Annotated in this window: 20 protein-coding genes; 14 read left to right on the forward strand and 6 right to left on the reverse strand. The window is 73.1% G+C overall.

The features are described 5' to 3' along the window. Positions 1 to 41: 41 nt before the first annotated feature. Complete coding sequence (locus ACFYVL_RS25030; RefSeq protein ID WP_389248741.1) at positions 42 to 1,538, reverse strand: glycosyltransferase family 39 protein; 1,497 nt, start codon at positions 1,536 to 1,538, stop codon at positions 42 to 44. A gap of 263 nt (positions 1,539 to 1,801) precedes the next feature. Between ACFYVL_RS25030 and ACFYVL_RS25035 the strand changes: the two genes are divergently transcribed. The 5 genes from ACFYVL_RS25035 to ACFYVL_RS25055 all read left to right on the forward strand — a co-directional run bounded on the left by ACFYVL_RS25035 (position 1,802) and on the right by ACFYVL_RS25055 (position 9,066). After that, positions 1,802 to 3,985 carry a GNAT family N-acetyltransferase gene (locus tag ACFYVL_RS25035; RefSeq protein ID WP_389248420.1) on the forward strand — a complete coding sequence of 728 codons (2,184 nt, stop codon included), beginning with the start codon at positions 1,802 to 1,804 and terminating at the stop codon, positions 3,983 to 3,985. A gap of 192 nt (positions 3,986 to 4,177) precedes the next feature. Continuing rightward, positions 4,178 to 4,555 (forward strand): nuclear transport factor 2 family protein, encoded by a 378-nt coding sequence (locus tag ACFYVL_RS25040; protein ID WP_389248422.1) that lies wholly within the window; start codon positions 4,178 to 4,180, stop codon positions 4,553 to 4,555. Between the two features lie 59 nt (positions 4,556 to 4,614). Next, positions 4,615 to 5,613 carry a hypothetical protein gene (locus tag ACFYVL_RS25045; RefSeq protein WP_389248424.1) on the forward strand — a complete coding sequence of 333 codons (999 nt, stop codon included), beginning with the start codon at positions 4,615 to 4,617 and terminating at the stop codon, positions 5,611 to 5,613. Positions 5,614 to 5,822: 209 nt separating this feature from the next. Further along, on the forward strand, positions 5,823 to 6,698 hold the full coding sequence (locus ACFYVL_RS25050; protein ID WP_389248743.1) for a sigma-70 family RNA polymerase sigma factor: 876 nt from the start codon (positions 5,823 to 5,825) through the stop codon (positions 6,696 to 6,698). A gap of 145 nt (positions 6,699 to 6,843) precedes the next feature. Continuing rightward, entirely contained in the window at positions 6,844 to 9,066 is a 2,223-nt protein-coding gene (locus ACFYVL_RS25055; RefSeq protein ID WP_389248426.1) for an NADP-dependent isocitrate dehydrogenase, read from the forward strand. A gap of 130 nt (positions 9,067 to 9,196) precedes the next feature. Here ACFYVL_RS25055 and ACFYVL_RS25060 read toward each other — a convergent pair whose 3' ends face one another. Beyond that, entirely contained in the window at positions 9,197 to 9,964 is a 768-nt protein-coding gene (locus ACFYVL_RS25060; RefSeq protein WP_389248428.1) for a hypothetical protein, read from the reverse strand. A gap of 143 nt (positions 9,965 to 10,107) precedes the next feature. Continuing rightward, entirely contained in the window at positions 10,108 to 10,752 is a 645-nt protein-coding gene (locus ACFYVL_RS25065; protein WP_389248430.1) for a MauE/DoxX family redox-associated membrane protein, read from the reverse strand. 173 nt (positions 10,753 to 10,925) lie between these two features. Between ACFYVL_RS25065 and ACFYVL_RS25070 the strand changes: the two genes are divergently transcribed. The 6 genes from ACFYVL_RS25070 to ACFYVL_RS25095 all read left to right on the forward strand — a co-directional run bounded on the left by ACFYVL_RS25070 (position 10,926) and on the right by ACFYVL_RS25095 (position 16,792). Continuing rightward, positions 10,926 to 11,735, forward strand: a complete 810-nt coding sequence (locus ACFYVL_RS25070) for a siderophore-interacting protein (protein ID WP_389248432.1) — start codon at positions 10,926 to 10,928, stop codon at positions 11,733 to 11,735. 132 nt (positions 11,736 to 11,867) lie between these two features. Continuing rightward, positions 11,868 to 12,896 (forward strand): N-acetyl-gamma-glutamyl-phosphate reductase, encoded by a 1,029-nt coding sequence (gene argC / locus ACFYVL_RS25075; RefSeq protein ID WP_389248434.1) that lies wholly within the window; start codon positions 11,868 to 11,870, stop codon positions 12,894 to 12,896. After that, positions 12,893 to 14,044, forward strand: coding sequence for a bifunctional glutamate N-acetyltransferase/amino-acid acetyltransferase ArgJ (gene argJ / locus ACFYVL_RS25080; RefSeq protein ID WP_389248436.1), 1,152 nt, complete (start codon positions 12,893 to 12,895; stop codon positions 14,042 to 14,044). The genes argC and argJ overlap by 4 nt, the downstream gene beginning before the upstream one ends. Continuing rightward, positions 14,041 to 15,033: an acetylglutamate kinase gene (argB, locus tag ACFYVL_RS25085; protein WP_389248438.1), complete on the forward strand. Its 993-nt coding sequence runs from the start codon at positions 14,041 to 14,043 to the stop codon at positions 15,031 to 15,033. Before argJ ends, argB begins: the two co-directional genes overlap by 4 nt. Beyond that, positions 15,030 to 16,238: an acetylornithine transaminase gene (locus tag ACFYVL_RS25090; RefSeq protein ID WP_389248440.1), complete on the forward strand. Its 1,209-nt coding sequence runs from the start codon at positions 15,030 to 15,032 to the stop codon at positions 16,236 to 16,238. Before argB ends, ACFYVL_RS25090 begins: the two co-directional genes overlap by 4 nt. Before the next feature lie 5 nt (positions 16,239 to 16,243). Beyond that, positions 16,244 to 16,792 carry an arginine repressor gene (locus tag ACFYVL_RS25095; RefSeq protein WP_389248745.1) on the forward strand — a complete coding sequence of 183 codons (549 nt, stop codon included), beginning with the start codon at positions 16,244 to 16,246 and terminating at the stop codon, positions 16,790 to 16,792. 70 nt (positions 16,793 to 16,862) lie between these two features. Here ACFYVL_RS25095 and ACFYVL_RS25100 read toward each other — a convergent pair whose 3' ends face one another. The 3 genes from ACFYVL_RS25100 to ACFYVL_RS25110 all read right to left on the reverse strand — a co-directional run bounded on the left by ACFYVL_RS25100 (position 16,863) and on the right by ACFYVL_RS25110 (position 20,217). Further along, the gene (locus ACFYVL_RS25100; protein ID WP_389248442.1) at positions 16,863 to 17,924 is read right to left on the reverse strand and encodes a bile acid:sodium symporter family protein; all 1,062 of its coding nucleotides are present in this window, start codon (positions 17,922 to 17,924) and stop codon (positions 16,863 to 16,865) included. A gap of 93 nt (positions 17,925 to 18,017) precedes the next feature. Continuing rightward, positions 18,018 to 18,728 carry a L,D-transpeptidase gene (locus tag ACFYVL_RS25105; protein WP_389248444.1) on the reverse strand — a complete coding sequence of 237 codons (711 nt, stop codon included), beginning with the start codon at positions 18,726 to 18,728 and terminating at the stop codon, positions 18,018 to 18,020. A gap of 127 nt (positions 18,729 to 18,855) precedes the next feature. Next, positions 18,856 to 20,217: an NAD(P)/FAD-dependent oxidoreductase gene (locus ACFYVL_RS25110; RefSeq protein WP_389248446.1), complete on the reverse strand. Its 1,362-nt coding sequence runs from the start codon at positions 20,215 to 20,217 to the stop codon at positions 18,856 to 18,858. A gap of 536 nt (positions 20,218 to 20,753) precedes the next feature. Here ACFYVL_RS25110 and argH point away from each other — a divergent pair. The 3 genes from argH to ACFYVL_RS25125 all read left to right on the forward strand — a co-directional run bounded on the left by argH (position 20,754) and on the right by ACFYVL_RS25125 (position 24,519). Continuing rightward, a complete protein-coding gene (gene argH / locus ACFYVL_RS25115) occupies positions 20,754 to 22,181 on the forward strand; it encodes an argininosuccinate lyase (protein WP_389248448.1) in 1,428 nt (475 codons plus the stop codon). A gap of 239 nt (positions 22,182 to 22,420) precedes the next feature. Beyond that, positions 22,421 to 22,969, forward strand: a complete 549-nt coding sequence (locus tag ACFYVL_RS25120; protein WP_389248450.1) for a TetR/AcrR family transcriptional regulator — start codon at positions 22,421 to 22,423, stop codon at positions 22,967 to 22,969. Beyond that, entirely contained in the window at positions 22,966 to 24,519 is a 1,554-nt protein-coding gene (locus ACFYVL_RS25125) for an MFS transporter (protein ID WP_389248452.1), read from the forward strand. The genes ACFYVL_RS25120 and ACFYVL_RS25125 overlap by 4 nt, the downstream gene beginning before the upstream one ends. Positions 24,520 to 24,526 lie beyond the last annotated feature (7 nt).

The following is a 24,526-nucleotide window of genomic DNA, read 5'->3' on the forward strand; positions in this document are numbered from 1 at the left end:
CCCCACTGCCTCCCGGAGCCGCCCCGCGGGCGGGGCACCGCTCAGTAGAAGTGGCGCAGCCGGGGCCACAGCCGGGACCAGGGCTCGGTGGTGCCGGAGCACAGCAGCACGGCGGCGCCCTGCTCCTCGTTGTCCAGGTGCTCGCCGTTGTCGACCCGGCCCACCTGCCGGCAGCCCCGGAAGTACCGGCCCGTACCGCCGCCGCTGCCCCTCTGCCGGAGCAGCAGTACGCGCCCGGTGGCGGAGTCCGGCGGCGGGCCCCAGTCGGCGAAGCTCATGTGCCCGGAGTAGGGGGCGGGCAGGCCGCGGGCAGGACCGTACCGTGCGAGGGCGCCCGCCTGCCCGTAGTTCTGCGCGAAGACCACCGACGAGGCCCGCTCGCCCGCCGGGACCAGCTGCCAGCCCGCCGCCACCGCGTCCGCCAGCTCGGGCCAGCCGACCTGTTCGCCCTGCTCCGGGTTGATCGCGGCGATCGGCCCCAGCGCGCCCGGCGGCAGCACCGGCAGGGCCACCGCCAGACTCACCGCCACCGTCAGCGCGACCGCCCCGGCGAACAGCCCGCGCCGTACCCGCCGCGCCCCGCGCCCCAGCCAGCCGAGCGCCGGAACGCACCCCGCCGCCAGCAGCACCAGCAGCAACGGCAGCGCGTAGTACGGCTTTCCGCCGGTGCCGATCACCTGGAGGCACAGCAGCGGGTACGCCCACGCCACCGCCCGCGCCCAGCCCACCTCCGGGCCCCGCCACAGCCGCAGCCACCCCGCCACACAGACCGGGACATACAGCGGGGACAGGAAGAGGAGCTGCTGCGGCACGAACAGGACACGGTTCTCGGTGCCGTCGTCGGCGACGATCCCGCCCGCCACGGTGAGCTGCGGCCAGCCGTTCTGCTCCTGCCACCAGAGGTTCGGCCAGGCGATGAGCACGGCGACGGCGACCCCGACCCCCAGCCACGGGCTGCGCAGCAGGGCGCGCGGCCCGGCCACGACGAGGCCGATGAGCAGGGCGGCCACCAGCATCGCCACCAGGTACTTGTTCTGCACCCCGACCCCGACGGCCGCCCCGACCGCCACCCACCAGCGCGGCTCGCGGGAGCGCAGCAGCCGCAGGAAGAGCCAGCTGATCGCCAGCCAGGCCACCAGGTCGTACGTCGCCGTGGACACCATGTGCCCCACGGCCAGTACGAACGTCGAGGTGGCCGCGCACACCGCGGCCAGCGTCTGGGCCCGCCGGTCGCCGCCCAGTTCGCGGGCGACGGCGGTGACCAGCAGGACGAGCAGTACGCAGGCGAGCGTGCCGGCCACCCGCAGTCCGGCCGGGCTGTCCCCGAAGACGGTGCTGGACGCCTTGGCGATCAGCGGGGTGAGCGGTGGCTGGTCGACGTAGCCCCAGTCCGGATGGTCGGCCGCGACCAGGAAGTACAGCTCGTCGCGGTGGTAGCCGTAGCGGCCGGACAGGGCGGTGAGCAGGGCGGCGACGGCGGCGCAGACCGAGGCGGCGGGAAGGGTGGCGAATGCGTGGAGCGGGCGTGACTCCCCCATGTCGTACACGGCTGGAGCCTACGGCCGTCCGAGCGCCCACCAGAAGACGTCGTACCGCAACGAAACGGTCAAGTGGGGTGGGAGCGTGCGAAGTGCGCGGGGCGGTCGCGCCCGCTGCGACGGCTCGCCCCTTGCCGCCCCACTGCCGCCCGCTCCTTGTGGGGCCCTGTCACCCGCTCCTTGTCGGGCCCGTCAATTGCGTGGAGGGCGTCCCGCGGGACGGCTACCGTGACCGGACACCGACGGACGGAGATCAACAACCCATGCCCCAGCTGCCCGACGCGTCGTGGCCCGCGGCCCAGGACCCCGCGGTCGCGCACCGCGCGGTCCCGCACCCCGAGGCCATCACCACCGACCGCCTCGACCTGCTGCCGCTGGCGCTCGAGTACGCGCCGGAGATGGCGAAGGTCCTCGCCGACCCCGCGCTGCACACCTTCACGGGCGGTGTGCCGCTGTGCGAGGACGCCCTGCGCGCCCGGTACGAGCGCCAGCTGCGCGGGGCTCCCGACCCGGGCACCGACTGGCTGAACTGGGTCGTGCGGCTGCGCGGCGAAGGGCGGCTGACGGGGACGGTGCAGGCCACGGTCACCGGCGAGGTGGCCGAGCTGGCCTGGGTGGTGGGCACCGACTGGCAGGGCCGGGGCATCGCCACCGAGGCCGCCGCGGGACTGGCCGGCCGACTGGCCGCCCGGCCCGGCATCCGGGAACTGCGCGCCCACATCCACCCCGGCCACCGGGCCTCCCAGGCGGTGGCCCGCGCCCTCGGACTGCGGCCGACGGACACCGTGCTGGACGGCGAGGTGCGGTGGACGCGGGAGGTGGCGCAGGGGGAGCGGGCCAAGGAGGGGGAACCGGGAAAGCCCCAGGAATCGCGGGCAGCCGGGACATCGGCGGGGCCGGGCGCGGCGGAGGAGCCGGAGGCGTCCCGTGCCGGGGCGCCCACCGTCGAGGTCCGCGACGGCACGGTGCGCGGTCTGCGGCCCGCCCCCGGCATCGCCGCCTACCTCGGCATCCCGTACGCCGCCCCGCCGTTCGGCCCGCACCGGTTCCGGGCCCCGCAGCCGCCCGCGCCCTGGGACGGCGTCCGCGACTGCACCGCCTTCGGGCCCATTTCCCCGCAGTCCGCCGAGCTGCCCGGCGCCCCCTCCTGGGTGCCCGGCGACGAGGACGTCCTCACCCTGAACGTCTGGGCCCCGGAGGGGAGCCCGGAGCAGGACCGGGGCGCTCTGCCGGTACTGGTGTGGCTGCACGGCGGTGCCTACACCTTCGGCTCGTCCGCCCAGCCCGACTTCGAAGGCACGGTGCCGGCACGGGCCGGACTCGTGGTGGTGACGGTCAACTACCGGCTCGGCTTCGAGGGGTTCGGGCACCTTCCCGGAGGCGGGACCGGCACCCCGTACCCGGAGAACCGCGGCCTCCTCGACCAGGCGGCGGCGCTGCGCTGGGTGCGGGCGAACATCGCGGCCTTCGGCGGCGACCCGCAGCGGGTGACCGTCGCCGGACAGTCGGCGGGCGCCACCTCCGCCGTCTGCCTGATGCTGATGGAGGAGGCCCGCGGGCTGTTCCGGCGGGCCGTCGCGCACAGTGCCGTCGGCCCCTGCATCTCGCCCGTCACCGCGGCCGGGAACACCGCCTGGGTCGCGGCGGCGGCCGGTGTGCCCGCCACCGTCGAGGGCCTTCTCTCCGCCTCCCCGCGAGCCCTGGTCGCCGCGTCCGACAAGGTCTCCGAAACCCTGCACGGCGACCCCGGCTTCGGCGCCCGCCACCACGACGAGGTCCTCTACGGGCCGGTCGCCGACGGCACGACCCTGCCCGCCGACCCGCTCGCCGCGCACGCGTCCGCCCCCGTCGCCGGCATCGACCTGCTGGTCTGCCACACCACCGAGGAGTACTGGCTGATGGACGCCGTCGGCCAGAGCGTGAAGATCACCGACGAGGAGCAACTGGACTCCTTCCGGGCCGACTTCGGCCTGCCCCGGGCGCTCGTCGAGCGCTACCGCGAACGGCTGCCGGACGCTCCCCTCCAGGACCTCTACCTCGCCCTCATCGGCGACCTGTACTTCGCCGAGTACAGCAACCGCGTCGCCGACGCCCACGTCCGGGCCGGGGGCCGCACCTTCCACTCCCGCTTCGCCCGCCGCCGCACCGACGCCGACGGCCGGGTGACGGCACGCGCCTGGCACTGCGCGGACATCCCCTTCGCCTTCGGCAACCACCACGACCCCCGCCTCGCCTTCCTGATCGGCGGCCCGCCCGCCCCCGGGGACGACGGTCTTTCGGCCCAACTGGTGGGCGCCTGGGCGGCCTTCGCGGCCACCGGCGACCCGGGCTGGTCGCCGTACGACCCGGCCGACGAGGCGACGGTACGGATCTGGGGCGCACCGGCGGCGAGCGGGCCGCCGCGCGAGCTGTGGCGCGCGGTGGACTACGACCCGGAGGCGCGCTGACCGGCCGGAGGAGGAGGCGGGACGCGGCCGGGGGAGGAGCCGGGGCGCGGCCTGAGGCGCAGCAGGTGGCACGGGCGGAGCCGGGACGTGCGGCGTTACCCCTGAGGTAATCGACCCCGTGCCGCGGCTGGGAGACCGTAGGGGCGTGGACAGGGACCGCGCGGTGCGGGACCGCAGACGAGAGGGCAACCGATGACCACGCACGCGTACGAGACCGCCGTCCAGCGCTACTTCGCCGCCTGGAACACCACCACCGGCCCCGACGACCTGGCGAAGGCCGTCGCCGACGCCTTCACCGAGGACGCCACCTACACCGACCCGCTCGCCGACGTGCGGGGGCACGCGGGGCTGGTCGCGGCGATAGCCGGGGCACAGGCCCAGTTCCCCGGCTTCGAGTTCGCCCTCACCGGCACCCCGGACGGCCACCACGACCTGGTCCGCTTCACCTGGGACCTGGTCTCCCGGGCGGACGGCTCGGCGCCCGCGGCGGGCTTCGACGTGGTCACACTCGCCGAGGACGGCAGGATCGCCTCGGTCAAGGGCTTCCTGGACCGCCTGCCGGGAGCCTGAGAACGGCGAACCCATGGGGCCGGTGGGGCAGTCGGGGCCGGTGTCTATGGTTGCTACCCATGTGGCAAGGACAGCAGCCGTCGGGGGCCGGAGAGTACCCGCAGCACCAGCCGAACAATCCGTATCTGCAACCGTCACACCCGGGCCTGCCGAACCAGCCCACCCAGCAGGGCCCGTACGCCGCGCCGCCGGGCGGCAGCGGCGGCGGTGGCGCCAACGGCGGAAGCAACGGCGGCGGAAGCAACGGCGGTGGCGGCGGGCGGAGGACCACCACCGTCGTCGTCGCTGCCGCGGCCGTCGTGGTCGTCGCCTGCGCCGTCACCGTGGTCCTGGTGCACGGCGGCAAGGACGACGCCGCCAAGGACGACAAGGCGCTGTCCACACCGGCCGCCACCGGTGCGCGGTCCGCGCAGCCGGACGCCGCGCCCAGCACCGTACGGGAGAAGTCGGGCGACCCGAAGCCGCTGGTTCCGGGCTGGAAGACGGTGGTGAACCCCAAACTGGGCGTCGCCTTCGACGTACCGCCGCAGTGGGAACGCCGGTCGACGGACTGGGTCAGCTGGGCCGCCGAGAAGGACGACCCGGAGGACAAGCCCATCGTCGCCTTCGCCGCGCCCGGCGTGCTCAAGGAGAAGTGGTGCGTCCCCGCCGACGCCCCGGCGGACGGCAGCGGGGGAGCCCACGCGCTCGCCTCGGCGGGCTCGCGCGGCGAACGCACCGCGTCCAGCACCGACGAGGCGGCCCGCAACAACGCGAGCCAGTGGCTCTACGGCCTGTACACCCAGCCCGACCGGAGCAGGGCCAAGGCCGGTCCCGCCCAGCCGTTCACGACCAGCTCGGGGCTCAGGGGCAGCCTGGTGACGGCCGCTTCGGCCGGCGTGCCCAAGCGGGCCAAGTGCGACACCGACGGCAAGGTCACCGCCTTCGCCTTCCCGCGCCCCGACGGCGCCCTGGCGTCCTGGACCTTCGTCGGCGCGAAGGGGGTGCCGGACGAGGTGCCGGACGCGACCGTACGCAAGATCGCCGGGACGGTGCGGCTGGTGGGCACGGCCCCGTAGCCGCTCCCCGCCGCAGGGGTCCCGCGCGGTCCCGGCGGGCGCCGGGCACGGGCACGGGAGCCGCGCCGTCACATTCCGCGTCCGGGGATCGTCGTACGAGCGAGACCCACGACGAGGAGAGCGAGCCTGTGGTGCCGGAGCCAGTGCGAGACGAGCGGAGAAGCGACGTGGCGGGGGAGAACACGGCCGGGCCGAGCGCGGCGGACTTCATGGCGGCGCGGTTCGAGGAGAACCGGGACCGGTTGCGCGGGGTCGCCTACCGGATGCTGGGTTCCGCCAGCGAGGCGGAGGACGCGGTGCAGGAGGCCTGGCTGCGGCTCGGCCGCCAGGACGCCGGTTCCATCGACAACCTGCCCGGCTGGCTGACCACCGTCGTCGCCCGGGTCTGCCTCGACCAGCTGCGGTCGCGCACGTCGCGCCGAGAGGATCCGCTCGACCCGCTCGCCGACACGCACGTGCCCGACCCGGTCGTACGGCGCGAGGAGACCGACCCCGAGCAGCAGGCCGTGCTCGCGGACTCGGTGGGGCTGGCGCTGCTGGTGGTGCTGGAGACGCTGGGGCCCGCGGAACGGCTGGCGTTCGTCCTGCACGACATGTTCGCGGTGCCGTTCGAGGAGATCGCCCCGCTGGTGGACCGTACGCCCGCGGCGACGAGGCAGCTGGCGAGCCGGGCCCGCCGCCGGGTCCAGGGCACCGCGCCCGCGCCCGACACGGACGCGAACCGGCAGCGGAAGGTGGTCGGGGCGTTCCTGGCAGCGTCCCGGGGCGGCGACTTCGACGGGCTGCTGGCGCTGCTGGCCCCGGAGTGCGTGCTGCGCGCCGACGCGGGCCCGGGGATGCCGAAGGCGTCGCGGTTCGTGCGGGGGGCCCGGGAGGTGGTCTCCAACGCGCTCATGTTCGCGCAGTTCGCCCAGTACGCGCAGACGGCACAGGTCAACGGGGCACCGGGGCTGGTCACGGTCGTGGCGGGCCGGGCGCTGTCGGTCATGGACTTCACGGTGGTGGAGGGACGGATCGTGGAGATCAACATCCTGGCGGACCGGGAGAGGCTGGCGGGGCTGGATCTGGTGGGGACGGTGGACTGAGAGTGCGCGCAGTTCCCCTCCCCGGCCCCGGGAGGGGACAACCCGGCTGTCCGCACCCCCGCAAACCGCCCCCGTCACCACCCCACCCACCCGCACGAGATATCTTGACGTCAAGCAATGTTGCAGACGTGGAGCGGAGTACCCGGTGACTGACTCGACCATCATCTATACGCACACCGACGAGGCCCCGGCCCTCGCGACGTATTCGTTCCTGCCCGTCGTCGAGGCCTACGCCTCCACGGCCGGTGTCTCGGTCGAAAGCCGCGACATCTCGCTGGCCGGCCGCATCATCGCGAGCTTCCCCGAGCGCCTGAAGGAGGAGCAGCGTATCGATGACGCACTCGCCGAGCTCGGCGAGCTGGCCAAGACGCCCGGCGCCAACATCATCAAGCTGCCCAACATCTCGGCCTCGATCCCGCAGCTGAAGGCCGCGATCGCCGAGCTCCAGGGCCAGGGCTACGCCCTCCCGGACTACCCGGACGACCCGCAGACCGACGAGGACAAGGACGTCCGCGCCCGGTACGACAAGGTCAAGGGCAGCGCCGTCAACCCGGTCCTGCGCGAGGGCAACTCCGACCGCCGCGCCCCCGCCTCGGTCAAGAACTACGCCAAGGCCCACCCGCACCGCATGGGCAAGTGGACCCCGGAGTCCCGGACGAACGTCGCCACCATGGGCGCCGACGACTTCCGCTCCACCGAGAAGTCCGTCACCATCGCCGAGGCGGGCTCGCTCCGCATCGAGCTGGCCGGTGACGACGGCACCACCACCGTGCTGCGCGAGTCGGTCCCGGTCCTCGCCGGTGAGGTCGTCGACGCCTCCGTGATGCGCGTCGCCGCCCTGCGCGAGTTCTTCACCGCGCAGCTCGCCCGCGCCAAGTCCGAGGGCGTGCTCTTCTCCGTGCACCTCAAGGCCACCATGATGAAGGTCTCCGACCCGATCATCTTCGGCCACGTGGTCCGCGCCTTCTTCCCGAAGACCTTCGCCAAGTACGGCGAGGTGCTCATCGGCGCCGGTCTGACCCCGAACGACGGTCTCGGCGGCATCTACAAGGGCCTGGAGTCCCTCCCGCACTTCGGCGAGGAGATCAAGGCCTCCTTCGACGCCGAGCTCGCCGAGGGCCCGGCCCTCGCGATGGTCGACTCCGACAAGGGCATCTCCAACCTGCACGTGCCGTCCGACGTCATCGTCGACGCCTCGATGCCGGCCATGATCCGCACCTCCGGCCACATGTGGGGCCCGGACGGCAACGAGGCCGACACCCTCGCCGTCATCCCGGACTCCTCGTACGCCGGCATCTACCAGGTCGTCATCGACGACTGCCGCGCCCACGGTGCCTACGACCCGTCGACCATGGGCTCCGTGCCCAACGTCGGTCTGATGGCGCAGAAGGCCGAGGAGTACGGCAGCCACGACAAGACGTTCGAGATCGCCACCACCGGCACCGTCCGCGTCGTGGACGCCTCCGGCACCGCGCTCATCGAGCAGGCCGTCGGCGCCGGCGACATCTTCCGGATGTGCCAGACCAAGGACCTGCCGATCCAGGACTGGGTCAAGCTGGCCGTCACCCGCGCCCGCGCCACCGGCGTCCCGGCCGTGTTCTGGCTGGACGAGGAGCGCGCCCACGACGCGCAGCTCATCACCAAGGTCAAGAAGTACCTGGGCGACCACGACACCGACGGTCTGACCATCGAGATCATGGCCCCGGTCAAGGCCATCGCCTACTCCCTGGAGCGCATCCGCCGCGGCGAGGACACCATCTCCGTCACCGGCAACGTGCTGCGCGACTACCTCACGGACCTCTTCCCGATCCTGGAGCTGGGCACCAGCGCCAAGATGCTGTCCGTCGTCCCGCTGATGAACGGCGGCGGCCTCTTCGAGACCGGCGCCGGCGGCTCCGCCCCGAAGCACGTCCAGCAGCTCGTCAAGGAGAACTACCTCCGCTGGGACTCGCTCGGCGAGTTCCTCGCGCTGGCCGTCTCCTTCGAGCACCTCGCCACCTCCACGGGCAACGCGCGCGCCAAGGTGCTCGCCGACACCCTGGACCGCGCCACGGGCACCTTCCTCAACGAGGACAAGTCCCCGAGCCGCAAGCTCGGCGGCATCGACAACCGCGGCAGCCACTTCTACCTCGCCCTGTACTGGGCCCAGGAGCTGGCCGGGCAGAGCGACGACGCCAAGCTCGCCGAGGCCTTCGGCCCGGTCGCCGCGCGCCTCGCCGAGCAGGAGGAGACCATCGTCGCCGAGCTCATCGCGGTGCAGGGCTCCCCGGCCGAGATCGGTGGCTACTACCAGCCCGACCCGGCCAAGGCGTCCGCCGTCATGCGCCCGTCGAAGACGCTGAACGAGACGCTGTCGCTGCTCGGCTGAGCAACGCCCCCGCGTCACTGACGCAGCGTCACCAGCACTGCCCCGGCCGGTACTTCACCGGCCGGGGCAGTGCCGTTCCCGGGTGCGGGGGCACACGGACGCACGGACGTGGGGGCGCGTGTCCGGGCGGCTACGCGAGCAGCCCCCAGGCCGCCGCTCCCAGTACCGCCGCGCCGTACGCCCACACGCCGGCCGCCACCACCCGCTCCCGTACCTCCGCGCTCCACGCCGTGCCCTCGGCCATCAGCCACGCCAGCGCGGGCAGCACCAGGACCGCGTGCAGGCTCACCCCGTGCAGCGGCTTCAGCGGGGCCGTGGAGGCGTACGCGTCCAGCTGGTGCCCGGTCCTGGTCAGGATCACTCCGCGGGCGATCATCGCCGCCCCGGACGCCAGCCCCACCAGCAGGATCGCGAACCCCGCCCGCAGCGCGAGCGCCATCCCGGCGGGTCCGGCCGGCCGGTGCCGGAAGGCGGCCACCGCGAGCACCGTCAGCAGCACCACCAGCAGTCCGCCGCCCACGGCCAGCGACATCGACACCACGGAGTCGAAGGCGGACTCCATGTTGAGGTGCGAGGGCACGTGCCGCCACGCCTGGAGGGTGATCCCGCCGACCTCCAGCACGCAGTCCGCCGCGAACAGCCCGAGCACCACCGTCCGGGTCCGCCCGCCGATCCGCAGGTACGACGCCACCCATGCCACCGCGAGCAGCGTCACCCCGAAGGACAGCCCGAACGTCACCGGCTTGCGCCAGGACACCGGACCGGTCCAGGGCCCGCCGTCCACGGCGAAGACCGCCAGGTGCAGCAGGCCGGACGCGATCAGGAGCAGGCCGGTCACGAGGCAGTCGCGCTCGACGGGGCGCAGGGTGCGGGAGCCGGGGGCACGGGTCGTGGTCATGACGTACAGCCTCGGCGGAATCCGCCCGCGGGTCGTCGTACCCGAGGAGGCCGGTGCGCTGCTCCACGGGCAGTACGCGCTACGACCCGCCGGCGGGGCAGTGGCGCCGGGGCCCCGGCAGGCGGGCCGGCCGGCCGTGTCCGTCAGCGGCGGTCGGTGGCCCCGGCGGTCCGGCCGTCGTCGGGCACGGGCCGCTGCCCGGCGGTTCCGGGTTCGGCGGTCCCGGTCGCCCCGGTGTTCTCCGTGGCCCCGGCCGTCTCCGTCGTCCCGGTCCCCTTGGTGAAGAGCTCGGCCAGGTTGTCGGTGGACAGCACCAGCACCGCCCCGATCAGCCCGACGGCGACGGCCGCCAGCACGCCCGCCACGTGCGTCTGGCCCGGTCCGGCGGTCCGGCTCAGGAGCCCGGCCGCGACCACGGCCAGCAGTGCCGCGTTGCGCACCACGTGGCGGGGGCCGATCGGCGCCGTGGTGGAACCGAAGCAGTTGCAGGACTGGTCCTTGCCCCGCAGGAGCACGCCCGCGATCCCGGCGGTGAACCCCACCAGCAGCACTCCCGCCACGATCAGGCCTGCCACCCCGCCGGGCCACAGCACCAGCAGCAGCACCGAGGCGCACTCGCCCGCCACCACGCCCACCGCCACGGCGGGAGCGAGCGCGGCGGGAACCGCCATGTCACGGGTCGCGGTCACGAACGACCGGAACGACGCGGCCGACAGCAGCTTGCTCGCCGCGGAAGCCACGAACACGCATCCGATCAGTACGCGGCACGCCAGCATCACGTGTTCCACGGGCCCGCCTCATTTCCCCCGGGGTGTCCGGGCCGCCGCACTGTAACCTCGTGCGCCCCACGGGCAACAGGCGCAATTCCGTCAACAAGGCTTTCCGGGCGCTCCGTCGGGTACCTGCCGAGCTGGAGTGCTGTTAGGTTTGCCTAACCTAAGTTCGCGGGAGGGTGGGCGGGATGGCCAAGGACGGAAAGTACTGCAAGCCCGAGCGGCGGGAGTTCCTCGTCCCGAGCGTGGTCGCCCGCAAGCGGATCAGCCCGAACTTCGTCCGCGTCACCCTCGGCGGCGAGGCGCTGCGCCGCTTCGTGCCGATGGGCTACGACCAGTGGTTCCGCGTCTTCCTGTCCACGGCCGCGGGTGTGCTCCGGCTGCCGAAGCGGACCAATGGGCTCTGGGTCGCCGAGTACATGCTCATGTCCAAGGACACCCGTCCGATCGGCCGCAACTACACCGTGCGCCAGTACCGCGCCGAGGGCGAGTACGGCGAGGGCCCCGAACTCGACGTCGACTTCGTCCTCCACGAGGACGCCGACGGCGAACTCGGCCCCGCCTCCGCATGGGCCCGGGACGCGTCCCCCGGTGACGAGCTCGGCATCTTCGACGAGGGCATCACCTACCGGCCCCCCGCGGACACGCGATGGCGGCTGCTGGTCGGCGACGAGAGCGCGCTGCCCGCCGTCCTCGGGATCCTCGGCTCGCTCACCGACGACCTCCCCACCGAGGTGTTCGTCGAGCTGCCGCACCCCGAGGACGCCCAGCCCGTGCGGTCCCTCCCGGGCGCCACGGTGCGCTGGCTGACCAGGGAGCGGGGCGTCCCCGTCGGGGAGACGGCGCTCGCCGCGCTCCGCGCCGCCGACCTCCCGGCCGGGCCCGGCTACGCGTGGACCGCCGGCGCCCAGAAGCTCGCCACCGGTGTGCGCCGCCACCTGGTCGCCGACCGGGGCTTCGGCAAGGACGCCGTCACCTTCACCGGCTACTGGCGCTGACCCCCGCGCGACAGTGATCCGGCCGCCCCGGCCGCCCCGGCCGCGGCGGTCCGCCGACGCGTCCGCCGCGAAACTCTTTGCATAAAACTGCGTGCATACGTATAGTCATGCCATCGACGAGGAGGCATTTCGATGGTGGTACGGGCAGCAGTGGCCGGGGCGAGCGGATACGCGGGCGGTGAGCTCCTGCGCTTCCTGCTCGTGCACCCCGGCGTGGAGATCGGCGCCCTGACCGCGCACTCGCAGGCCGGACAGCCGCTCGGCAGCGTGCAGCCGCACCTCGCGCCGCTGGCCGGCCGGGTACTGGAGCCGACCACCGCCGAGGTGCTCGCCGGGCACGACGTGGTCTTCCTCGCGCTGCCGCACGGCCAGTCCGCCGCGGTCGCCGAGCAGCTCGGCGACGACGTGCTGGTGGTCGACCTCGGAGCCGACTTCCGGCTGACGGACGCCGCCGACTGGGAGAAGTTCTACGGCTCCCCGCACGCCGGCACCTGGCCCTACGGCCTGCCCGAACTGCCGGGCGCGCGCGCCGCGCTGGCCGGGTCCCGGCGCATCGCGGTGCCCGGCTGCTACCCGACGGCCGTCTCGCTCGGGCTGTTCCCGGCGTACGCGGCGGGCCTGGCGGAGCCGGAGGCGGTGATCGTCGCGGCGTCCGGCACCTCCGGCGCGGGCAAGGCCGCCAAGCCGCACCTGCTCGGTTCCGAGGTGATGGGCAACATGACCCCGTACGGCGTCGGCGGCGGCCACCGGCACACCCCGGAGATGATCCAGAACCTCAGCGCCGTCGCGGGGGAGCGGGTCACCGTCTCCTTCACCCCGACGCTCGCCCCGATGCCCCGCGGCATCCTCGCCACCAGCAGCGCGAAGGCCAGGCCCGGAGTGAGCGGGGACGACGTACGGGCCGCGTACGAGAAGGCGTACGCGGACGAGCCGTTCGTACGCCTCCTCCCCGAGGGGCAGTGGCCCGCCACCGCCGCCGTGTACGGCTCCAACGCCGTGCAGATCCAGGTCGCGTACGACGCCGCAGCCCGGCGCATCGTCGTCGTCAGCGCCATCGACAACCTCGCCAAGGGCACCGCCGGCGGCGCGGTGCAGAGCATGAACATCGCCCTCGGACTGCCAGAGTCCACGGGTCTCAACACGATCGGAGTCGCACCGTGAGCGTCACGGCAGCACAGGGATTCACGGCGGCGGGCATCGCCGCCGGGATCAAGGCGAACGGCAACCCGGATCTGGCCCTCGTGGTCAACACCGGGCCGCGCCGAGCCGCCGCGGGCGTCTTCACCACCAACCGCGTCAAGGCCGCCCCGGTCCGCTGGTCCGAGCAGGTGCTCAGGAGCGGGCAGATCGCCGCGGTCGTCCTCAACTCCGGCGGCGCCAACGCCTGTACCGGCCCCCAGGGCTTCCAGGACACCCACGCCACCGCCGAGAAGGTGGCCGAGGTGCTGGAGATCGGTGCGGGCGAGGTCGCGGTCGCGTCCACCGGCCTCATCGGCGTCACCCTCCCCATGGACAAGCTCCTCCCCGGGATCGACAAGGCCGCGGCCGAGCTGTCCGTGCACGGCGGCGAGAAGGCCGCCATCGCCATCAAGACCACCGACTCCGTGCACAAGACGTCCGTCTTCCAGGGCGAGGGCTGGACCGTCGGCGGCATGGCCAAGGGCGCGGGCATGCTCGCCCCCGGGCTCGCCACCATGCTCGTCGTGCTCACCACCGACGCCGACCTCGAAGCCCCCGTGCTCGACGCGGCGCTGCGCGACGCCACCCGGCAGACCTTCGACCGGGTCGACTCCGACGGCTGCATGTCCACCAACGACACCGTGCTGCTGCTCGCCTCCGGGGCGGCCGGAGTGGTCCCGGAGCACGCGGAGTTCGCGGCGGCCGTACGCACCGTCTGCGACGACCTCGCCCGGCAGCTCATCGGCGACGCCGAGGGCGCCAGCAAGGACATCCGGATCGAGGTGATCAACGCGGCCACCGAGGACGACGCCGTCGAGGTCGGCCGGTCCATCGCCCGCAACAACCTCCTCAAGTGCGCCCTGCACGGCGAGGACCCCAACTGGGGCCGGGTGCTCTCCGCCATCGGCACCACGAAGGCCGCCTTCGACCCCGACGAGCTGAACGTCGCCATCAACGACGTCTGGGTCTGCAAGAAGGGCTCCGTCGGCGACGACCGCGACCTCGTCGACATGCGCTACCGCGAGATCAGGATCACCGCCGACCTCGCCGAAGGCACCGAGTCCGCCGTCATCTGGGCCAACGACCTCACCGCCGACTACGTCCACGAGAACAGCGCGTACTCCTCATGAGCAGCGAACCCAGCCCCGCGCCGGGCACCGGCGGCCCCGGAGCCAAGCCCACCGCCCGCAAGCACACCGCGCTGCCCAAGGCGCAGATCCTCATCGAGGCGCTGCCCTGGCTGATCCGCCACCAGGGCAAGACCGTCGTCATCAAGTTCGGCGGCAACGCCATGGTCGACGAGGAACTGAAGGCCGCCTTCGCGCAGGACGTCGTCTTCCTGCACCACGCCGGGCTGCGCCCCGTCGTGGTGCACGGCGGCGGCCCGCAGATCAGCAGGCAGCTCGACGCGGCGGGCATCGTCAGCGAGTTCAAGGCGGGCCTGCGGGTCACCACACCCGAGGCGATGGACGTCGTACGGATGGTGCTCGCCGGGCAGGTGCAGCGCGAACTGGTCGGGCTGCTCAACCAGCACGGCCCGCTCGCCGTCGGCCTCACCGGCGAGGACGCGCACACCATCACCGCCACCCAGCACTTCCCGCAGATCGACGGCGAGGCCGTCGACATCGGCCGGGTCGGAGAGATCACCGCGATCGACACCGGCGCGATCGAAGCGCTCCTCGCCGACGGCCGCATCCCGGTCGTCTCCTCGATCGCCCGCTCCCAGGACGACGGACATGTCTACAACGTCAATGCTGATACGGCGGCTGCGGCACTCGCTGCGGCGCTGGACGCCGAAACCCTGATGGTCCTCACCGACGTCGAGGGCCTCTACGAGGACTGGCCGCACAGCGACGACGTGATCAGCCGCCTCACCGCCACCGAGCTGGAGAAGCTCCTGCCCGACCTGGCCAGCGGAATGGTCCCCAAGATGCGCGGCTGCCTGCACGCCGTGCGCAACGGGGTGCAGACCGCCCGGGTCATCGACGGCCGGGTGCAGCACTCGATCCTGCTGGAGATCTTCACCGACGAGGGCATCGGCACGATGGTCGTGCCCGACGAGCCCGCCGCACCCGACGCGCACGTACCGGACAGCCTGTCTTCCCAGGGGGAATCATGAGCAACGCCGCACTCATCGGCCGGTGGCAGGGCGCCATGACCGACAACTACGGCACCCCCGGCCTGGCCCTGGTCCGCGGCGAGGGCTCCCGCCTCTGGGACGCCGACGGCAAGGAATACGCCGATTTCGTCGGCGGCATCGCGGTCAACGCCCTCGGCCACGCCCACCCCGCGATCGTCCGGGCCGTCTCCGAGCAGATCGCCTCGCTCGGCCACGTCGCCAACCTCTTCGTCGCCGAACCGCCCGTCGCGCTCGCCGAGCGGCTGATCGAGATCTCCGGCCGGCCGGGCCGCGTCTACTTCTGCAACTCCGGCGCCGAGGCCAACGAGGCCGCCTTCAAGATCGGCCGGCTCACCGGCCGGGGCCACATGGTCGCCACCGTCGGCGGTTTCCACGGCCGCACCATGGGCGCGCTCGCCCTCACCGGCCAGCAGGGCAAGCGGGAGCCGTTCCTGCCGCTGCCCGGCGACGTCACGCACGTACCGTACGGAGACGTGGAAGCGCTCCGGGAAGCGGTCACCGAGGACACGGCACTGCTGGTCATCGAGCCCATCCAGGGCGAACTCGGTGTCGTGGTGCCGCCGCCCGGCTATCTGCGGGCCGCCCGGGAGATCACCCGCGCCACCGGCACCCTGCTGGTCCTCGACGAGGTGCAGACCGGCATCGGCCGGACCGGGCACTGGCTCGCCCACCAGGCCGAGGAAGGCATCGACCCGGACATCGTCACCCTCGCCAAGGGCCTGGGCGGCGGCCTCCCGCTCGGCGCGACGATCGTGCACGGACCGGCCGCCGACCTCCTCAAGCCCGGCCACCACGGCTCCACCTTCGGCGGCAACCCCGTCTCCTGCGCCGCCGGACTCGCCGTCCTGGACACGATCACGGCCGACGGACTGCTGGACGCGACCAAGCGGACCGGCGGCCGGCTGCGCGACGCGATCCAGTCACTCGGCCACCCGCTGGTCTCCCATGTCCGGGGCGAGGGCCTGCTCCTGGGTATCGTCTTGACCGAGTCCCTCGCTCCCCAGGTGCAGCAGGCGGCTCAGGACGCCGGTTTCCTGGTGAACGCGCCCGCCCCCGATGTCGTCCGGCTGATGCCGGCCCTGACCATCGGTGACGAAGTGGTGGACGCGTTCCTCGGGGCCCTGCCCGGCATCCTCGACGAGGCGAACGCCGCAGCACACGGGGACCAACGATCCGGAGAATGACGACGATGACCGAGGCGCAGGCGCGGGACAACGAGCACGGCAACGGCGGGCCCGCGGTACCGCAGACCCGGACCGCACGCCACCGCCGGATCGTGGACATCCTGAACCGGCAGCCGGTGCGCTCGCAGAGCCAGCTGGCCAAGCTGCTCAGCGACGACGGGCTGAGCGTCACCCAGGCGACGCTCAGCCGCGACCTCGACGAGCTCGGCGCGGTGAAGATCCGCAACACCGGCGGCGAACTGATCTACGCGGTGCCCAGTGAGGGCGGCTTCCGCACCCCGCAGGCACCGCTGGGGGAGTCCGCCAAGGAGGAGCGGATGCGGCGCCTCTCCGCGGAACTGCTGATCTCCGCGGAGGCCTCCGCCAACCTGGTGGTGCTGCGCACTCCGCCGGGCGCCGCCCAGTTCCTGGCCTCGGCCATCGACCAGGCGGAGCTGCGGGCGATCCTCGGCACCATCGCGGGCGACGACACCCTGATGCTGATCAGCCGCGACCCGGCGGGCGGCCAGGCACTGGCGGACCACCTGCTGCGACTGGCCCAGAAGGAACGCTAGACACCCCGGAGGGAACGGCCGGACCGGCCGAAGGACGGTGCCGGGTCCGGCCGGGGGACCTGTCGGTCTGTCAGGCCCCGGCGTCCGCCGTGCCCTCCGCGCCCGTGCCCTCCGCGCCCGTGTCCTCCGCGCCCGTCCGCTCCGGCCGCTCCGCGCCCGCCCGTTCCTCCTGCTTCCTGCTGCGGTACGACATCCAGGCGGCGACCAGCGCACCCGAGACGTTGTGCCACACCGAGAACACCGCCGACGGCAGTGCGGCCAGCGGGCTGAAGTGGGCGGTGGCCAGCGAGGCGGCGAGCCCGGAGTTCTGCATGCCGACCTCGAAGGCCATCGCCCGGCTGGCGGGCCGGCCGAGCCTGGCCAGCCGTCCGGCGCCGTACCCCAGCGCGAGGCCGAGGCCGTTGTGCAGGACGACCGCGACCAGCACGACCAGTGCGGCCGACTTGATCGCGGCGGCGCTGCCCGCCACCACGACCGCCACGATCACGGCGATGGTCGCCGCCGACAGCCAGGGCAGCGCGCCCAGCACCCGGTCCACGTACCGCCCGGCCACCAGCCGTACCAGCAGTCCCGCGATCACCGGCAGCAGCACGGTCTTGAGGATGTCCTCGACCATGGACCCCGCGTCCACCGGCAGGTACTCGCCCGCGAGCAGCAGCGTCAGCGGCGGGGTGACCAGCGGGGCCAGCACGGTGGAGACCGTCGCCACGGACACCGAGAGCGCCACGTCGCCGCGCGCCAGGTAGGTCACGACGTTGGACGCGGTGCCGCTCGGCGCGCAGCCGACCAGGATGACGCCGGCCGCGAGCTGCGGCGACAGGTCCAGCGCGTGGGCGATCAGCCAGCCGAGCCCCGGCATGATCACGTAGTGCGCCACGAGTCCGAGCGCCACCGCCCACGGCCGCCTGGCGACGCCCTTGAAGTCGAGCGGGGTCATCGTCAGGCCCATGCAGAACATCACGACGCCCAGCAGATAGGGCACCGAGGTCTTCCACCCGGCGAAGGTGTCCGGGAGGAGCAGGCCCAGCGCGCCCGCCACGAGGACGAGCACGGGGAAGACGGTGACGGCGCGGCGGGCGGCCCGGTCGGTGCCGTTGTCGCTGGTGGGGGCGGTGCGGGTTTCGGTACTCACGGCGTGATGCAACGCCCCGCCGGGCGGCCCGCGCAACACCGTCTCGATATGTGGTCCCTACAACAAATCCCGGACCAACGGGGCTAAAGGCGGTCAATAGCGGGTGATGGCGGTGTCTCCGGCGGCGGTCCCGACGGCGAGGTGCGGGGCCCGCGCCGGATCGGCCCAGGAGAGGATGCGCCGCATGGCACCGGCCGGCACCGACACACAGCCTGCCGTCGCCGCACGCCCGTTGACGTGCAGGAAGATGCCCGCGCCCCGGCCGCGCACCGGCCGGTGGTAGTTGAAGTCCACGAGCAGCGCGTGCGCGTACTGCGTGCGGTACGAGTCCAGCTTCTCCGCCTCGCCCGCCCGGCAGTCGCGGGGCAGCCCCTCCACCCACCGGTTGTACGCGCGCGAGGCGTTGTCCTGGCACCACCACGACCGCGGGCCGATCCTGCGGTACGCGACCCGGGTGCCGGGCGGCGGGGGCTGGGTCCCGAACGCGTACGGCAGCCCGTACAGGCCGGTCGGGGTGGTGGCGGTGTTCTGCCGCCTGCTCGCGCCCTCGGCCAGCCCGCCCGCCCCGAACCGCGCCGCCGCCGACCCCGCGGCCACCCACTTCCCGCCCGGCCGCCGGTCCCACCAGGTCACGGTGCCGGTGGTGGCGGCCGGGTCCGCGGCGACGGCGGTGATCAGCTGCCGGCCTCCGCCGGTGTCGGCCATCCGCGCGGGCAGCGGCCGTTCGAAGGAGGCGGAGGCGGGGGAGACGACGGCGAGGGCGAGCGAGGCGAGGGCCACAGCGGCGGTGCGCGGCAGGATCATCCTCGGACGTTACGGGGCGGCAGCGGCAACGGCGGTCCCGGCAGGCCGTCGACGCCGGTCGAGATGTGCTCCTTGGGCCGGACGGGCGGCGGGCGCCGGGCGGCGGTCCCGCACCCGCTCCGGGGGCCTACGACCGGGTGTTCAGCATCGCGCTGTGTTCCCGTACCTCCTCCGGGGAGAGGTAGGCCTTGGTGCGCTCGAACTCCTGGAGCGTCTTCGGGCGGGCGCTGTCCTGGAAGTCGGTGCGGACGAAGTCGTCGCCGGCGACCGCGTTCAGGCCCCAGTTGACCAGGACGCGGGTGCGGGCGGTGAAGGTCGGGAGGGCCATGACGTGGTAGCCGCGGGCCACCACCTGGGCCGGGAGGCCGTGGAGTTCGATGCCCAGCGGCTTGGAGACCGCGTCGGCGCCGCCGAGGTCCACGACCAGGCCCAGGTCCTTGTGGTGGTAGGGCCGCAGCGGGGTGCCGCGCAGGTTCGCCATGATGTTGTCCGCCAGGACCTTGCCCTGGCGCTGGGCGTGCTGTGCCGTCGGCGGGCAGATCGCGTCGCCGCCCTTGGCGTCGTCCGGGACCGCGGCCACGTCGCCCGCCGCGTACAGGCCGTCGAAGCCGGGGACGGTCAGCTGGTTGGTGGCGGTGATCCGGCCGCGCTGGGTCTCCGCGCCGATCGTGGTGACCAGCGGGCTGGCGGCGACGCCCGCGGTCCAGATCAGCGTGCGCGAGGGGAGGGTGCGGCCGTCGGTGAGCTTGACGCTCGTCTCCTCGACCGCGGCCACCGACGTGCCCAGCGAGAACTCGATCCCGCGCTCGCGCAGCATCGCCATCGCCTTGACGCCCAGGCGTTCGCCCAGTTCGGGCAGCAGGCGCGGGGCCACGTCCACCAGGTGCCAGCGGACCAGGGTCGGGTCCAGCCGCGGATAGCGCTTGAGGGCGTTGGTGGTGAGGCGTTGCAGACAGGCGGCCGTCTCCACGCCCGCGTACCCGCCGCCGACGACCACGAACTGCAGGCGCGCGGCCCGCTCCTCCTGGTCCGTGGTGGCCGCCGCCAGGTCCAGCTGGGCGATCACGTGGTCACGGATGTACGCGGCCTGGGCGAGCGTCTTCACGCCCAGCGCGTGGTCGGTGAGGCCGGGGATGTCGAAGGTGCGGGTGGTGGAACCGGCGGCGATGACCAGGTGGTCGTACGGCTTGACGGTCACCTCGCCCGTCGCCCTGCGCACGATGCACGCCTTGGCCTTCGCGTCGATGCCGATGGCCACCCCGGGCACGATCTTCGTACGGCGCAGCCTGCGGCGCAGCGAGACGGCCACCGACTGCGGGGTGAGGACGCCTGCCGCCACATGGGGGAGGAGGGGGAGGTAGAGCTGGTAGTCGTGGGGGGAGATCAGGATCAGTTCGGCGTCGCGCGGGGCGAGCTTGCGCTCCAGCCTGTGCAGGCACTCGATGCCGACGAAGCCTGCGCCGACCACCACAATCCTCGGTCGCGTCATGGTGTCCACCGCTCCTTCGCCTCTGTACGACGTCCGCAGGTCCGTGTGTCCGTAGAGCTGTCCGTTGATCGCTGCTACCGAGCCTGCCCGGGATCTTCCCCAGCATTACGGCTCGGTCGCCGACTCGCCTCCCGAGGCGCCCGCCGACGGAGCACCGGAGGTACGGGGACGGGGGCTTTGACAATCCATACGGCGGACTGCATAGTTATGCCTAACACCGTATGAACCCTCACCACCCGGACCGTACGGTCCGCGTCCCCCTCCGTGCCGAGCAGCCGAAAGCCGTAAGGAGAGAGCAGTGACCGAGCGCGTCGCACCAGTCCGCCCGGACGGATCGGACACCGCCGCCGCCCCCGGCCGGACCCCTGCCCGGCGCGACCTCGGCTGAGGCCGCTCGTTGAACCTGCCGCCTCCCCGTTCCTCCGCGCGGGGAGGCGGCGTCGCACCCGGCCCTTCGGCACCACCTTTCCGCACCGCCCACGGGGCACGCCCCCTCCGGCACCACACCTTTCGCGATCTTCCGAGGAGCAACAGCTGTGAGCAGCAACACCGGTGATGTACGGCTCTGGGGCGCCCGGTTCGCCGACGGCCCGGCCGAGGCCCTGGCCAAGCTGTCCGCGTCCGTCCACTTCGACTGGCGGCTCGCCCCCTACGACATCGCCGGCTCCCGCGCCCACGCCCGTGTCCTGCACAAGGCCGGGCTGCTCACGGCCGACGAGCTGACCCGGATGCTCGCCGGGCTCGACCAGCTCGCGGCGGACGTCGCCGACGGCTCGTTCGTCGGCACCGTCGCCGACGAGGACGTGCACACCGCCCTGGAGCGCGGCCTCCTGGAGCGCCTCGGCCCCGACCTCGGCGGCAAGCTGCGGGCGGGCCGCTCCCGCAACGACCAGGTCGCCACCCTCTTCCGGATGTACCTCCGCGACCACGCCCGGATCATCGGCGGACTGATCGCCGAACTCCAGGAGGCCCTGATCGGTCTCGCCGAGGCGCACCCGGACGTGGCGATGCCCGGCCGCACCCACCTCCAGCACGCCCAGCCGGTGCTGTTCGCGCACCACGTCCTGGCCCATGTGCAGCCGCTCTCCCGGGACGCCGAACGGCTGCGGCAGTGGGACGAGCGCACCGCGGTGTCGCCCTACGGCTCCGGCGCGCTCGCCGGCTCCTCGCTCGGCCTGGACCCGGAGGCGGTCGCCGCCGACCTCGGCTTCGAGCACGGCTCGGCCGGCAACTCCATCGACGGCACGGCGTCCCGCGACTTCGTCGCCGAGTTCGCCTTCATCACCGCGATGATCGGGATCAACCTCTCCCGGATCGCCGAGGAGGTCATCATCTGGAACACGAAGGAGTTCTCCTTCGTCACCCTCCACGACGCCTTCTCGACCGGCTCCTCGATCATGCCGCAGAAGAAGAACCCGGACATCGCGGAGCTGGCGCGGGGCAAGTCGGGCCGCCTCATCGGCAACCTCACCGGCCTGCTGGCCACGCTGAAGGCGCTGCCGCTGGCGTACAACCGCGACCTCCAGGAGGACAAGGAGCCGGTCTTCGACTCCTGCGACACCCTGGAGGTCCTGCTGCCCGCCTTCACCGGCATGATGGCCACCCTCACCGTCCACCGCGAGCGCATGGAGGAGCTGGCTCCGGCGGGCTTCTCGCTCGCCACGGACGTCGCGGAGTGGCTGGTCAAGCAGGGGGTCCCGTTCCGGGTCGCGCACGAGGTGGCGGGGGAGTGCGTCAAGGAGTGCGAGAAGGCGGGCATCGAGCTGGACGAGCTGACGGACGAGCAGTTCGCCAAGATCTCCGCGCACCTGACGCCGGAGGTCCGCACCGTCCTGAACGTCCCCGGCGCCCTCGCCTCCCGCAACGGCCGCGGCGGCACGGCCCCCTCGGCGGTCGCCGCCCAACTGGCCGAACTCAAGACGGACCTGGCCACCCAGCAGGCCTGGTCCACCGCCAAGCAGTAACCCCCCTCCCAGGGGCGCGGGGAACTGCGCGAGCAACCACAACGCTCCCGCGGAACCCCCCCCGGCCCCGCGGCAAGCGGTCCAGGGAAGGGGCGGGGCGGGGTGAAGGCCCGCCGCAGGCGCGACACCGTCCGACGGGCGCCCCGCGGCGGCACCCCGCGCGGGCACCCCCGCCCCGCAGCGGCACCTCCACCCGCCCCCATGAGACATCAACGTCTCATTCGGTATACCCTCGTCTCATGACAGTCGACCGCGAACACGTCCTGCGTTCCGCCGCCGCCCTCCTCACCCGCAAAGCCACCTCCACCATGGACGAGGTCGCCCGCGCCGCCGGCATCGGGCGGGCGACCCTGCACCGGCACTTCGCCGGCCGGGACGCGCTCATCAAGGCGCTGGAGGAGTTCTGCCTCCGGGAGATGCACGCCGCCCTGGACGCCGCGCGGCTCGACGAGGGGACGGCCACCGACGCCGTCCGCCGGCTGGTCGCCGCCGTCGAACCCAGCGCCGGCCTGATGGCCTTCCTCATCACCGAGAACCAGCTCTTCGAGGGCGACCAGAACGAGGGCTGGGACCGGATCGACCTCCGACTCGCCGCCCTCTTCCGGCGCGGCCAGCAGGACGGCGAGTTCCGCATCGACCTCAGCCCCGCCTGGCTCACCGACGCGCTGTACGGACTCGTCTCGTCCGCCTCGTGGTCCGTCCTGGACGGCCGCAGCGCCAAGAAGGACTTCTCGTACATGATCGTCGAGTTGCTGCTCGGCGGCGCACGGCGGAGCGTGGAGAAATGACAAGCACCGATCGGCGCGAGCGGGCCGCGGACCAGGGGCCCGAGCCGATATCCAGCTTCGGCCGCTGGCTGGCCCTCGCCGTACTCGTACTCGCCGTGCTCCTGGTCGCCGTCGACGCGACCGTGCTCGGCCTCGCGACCCCGTTCCTGAGCGAGGACCTCAAGCCGTCCGGCACCCAGCTGCTGTGGATCGGTGACGTCTACTCGTTCGTCATCGCGGGCCTGCTGGTCTCCATGGGCAGCCTCGGCGACCGGATCGGCCGCAAGAAGCTCCTGCTGACGGGTGCCGTCGCGTTCGGCGCGGTGTCCGTGCTCAACGCGTACGCCACCAGCCCCGAGATGATGATCGTGGCCCGCGCGCTGCTCGGTGTCGCCGGTGCGACCCTGATGCCCTCCACGCTCGCCCTGATCCGCAACATCTTCCACGACCCCAAGGAACGCAGCCTCGCCGTCGGCATCTGGGGCGCCGCCGCCTCCGCCGGTGCGGCCGTCGGACCGGTCGTCGGCGGGTTCCTCCTCGAAAACTTCTGGTGGGGTTCGGTCTTCCTCATCAACCTCCCCGTCATGGCCGTCCTCGTCGTCGTCGGCATCAAGCTGCTGCCCGAGTCCAAGGACCCGGCGCCCGGCCCGTGGGACCTGCTCAGCGTGCTGCTCTCGCTGGTCGGCATGGTCTCCGTCGTGTACGCGATCAAGGAGGCCGCCGTGCACGGCTTCCGCTGGGACATCGCCGTCGCGGCCGTCGTCGGAGTGGGCGCGCTGTACTGGTTCGTACGGCGCCAACGCACCCTGCCCTCCCCGCTGCTGGACATGCGGCTCTTCCAGCACCGCGGCTTCTCCGGTGCCGTCCTGGCCGACCTGCTGACCATCCTCGGCCTGTCCGGGCTGGTCTTCTTCCTCTCCCAGTTCCTCCAACTGGTCCAGGAGCGCTCGCCGCTGCAGGCGGGACTCATCGAACTCCCGGCGGCCGTCGGCGCGGTGGGCGCGGGCCTGTCCGCGGGCATCCTGGCCCGCCGCACCTCGGTACGGCTCGCGGTGTCGGGCGGACTGACCGCCGTCGGCCTCTCCCTGGCCGCGTGCACCCTGCTGACCTCCGACACCGGGGTCGTGGCACTGGGCTGTGCCCTCTTCCTGGGCGGACTGGGCGCGGGCCTGGCCTTCACGGTCACCGCCGACGTCATCCTCTCCAGCGTCCCGAAGGAGCAGGCGGGCGCCGCGTCCGCGGTGTCCGAGACGGCGTACGAACTCGGCGCGGCCCTCGGCATCGCCCTGCTCGGCTCCATCGTCACCGGCATCTACCGGGGCTTCCCGGTCCCCGACGGCGTCCCCGCCCACGTCTCCACGGCCGCCCACGACTCGCTCGGCGGCGCCGTCGAGTCCGCCGCCGAACTGCCCCGCGACCTGGCGGGACCCCTGCTCGAATCCGCCCGGGACTCCTTCACCGACGGCTTCCAGACGGCGGCCCTGGTCGGCGCGCTGGTGCTGTTCGCGACGGCCACCGCGGCCTGGTTCATGCTGCGCGGACAGAAGCTCGAAGAGGGCATCGAGCACTGACCGGGAG

It is taken from the genome of Streptomyces sp. NPDC004111, from assembly GCF_042874215.1.
GTDB lineage: Bacteria > Actinomycetota > Actinomycetes > Streptomycetales > Streptomycetaceae > Streptomyces.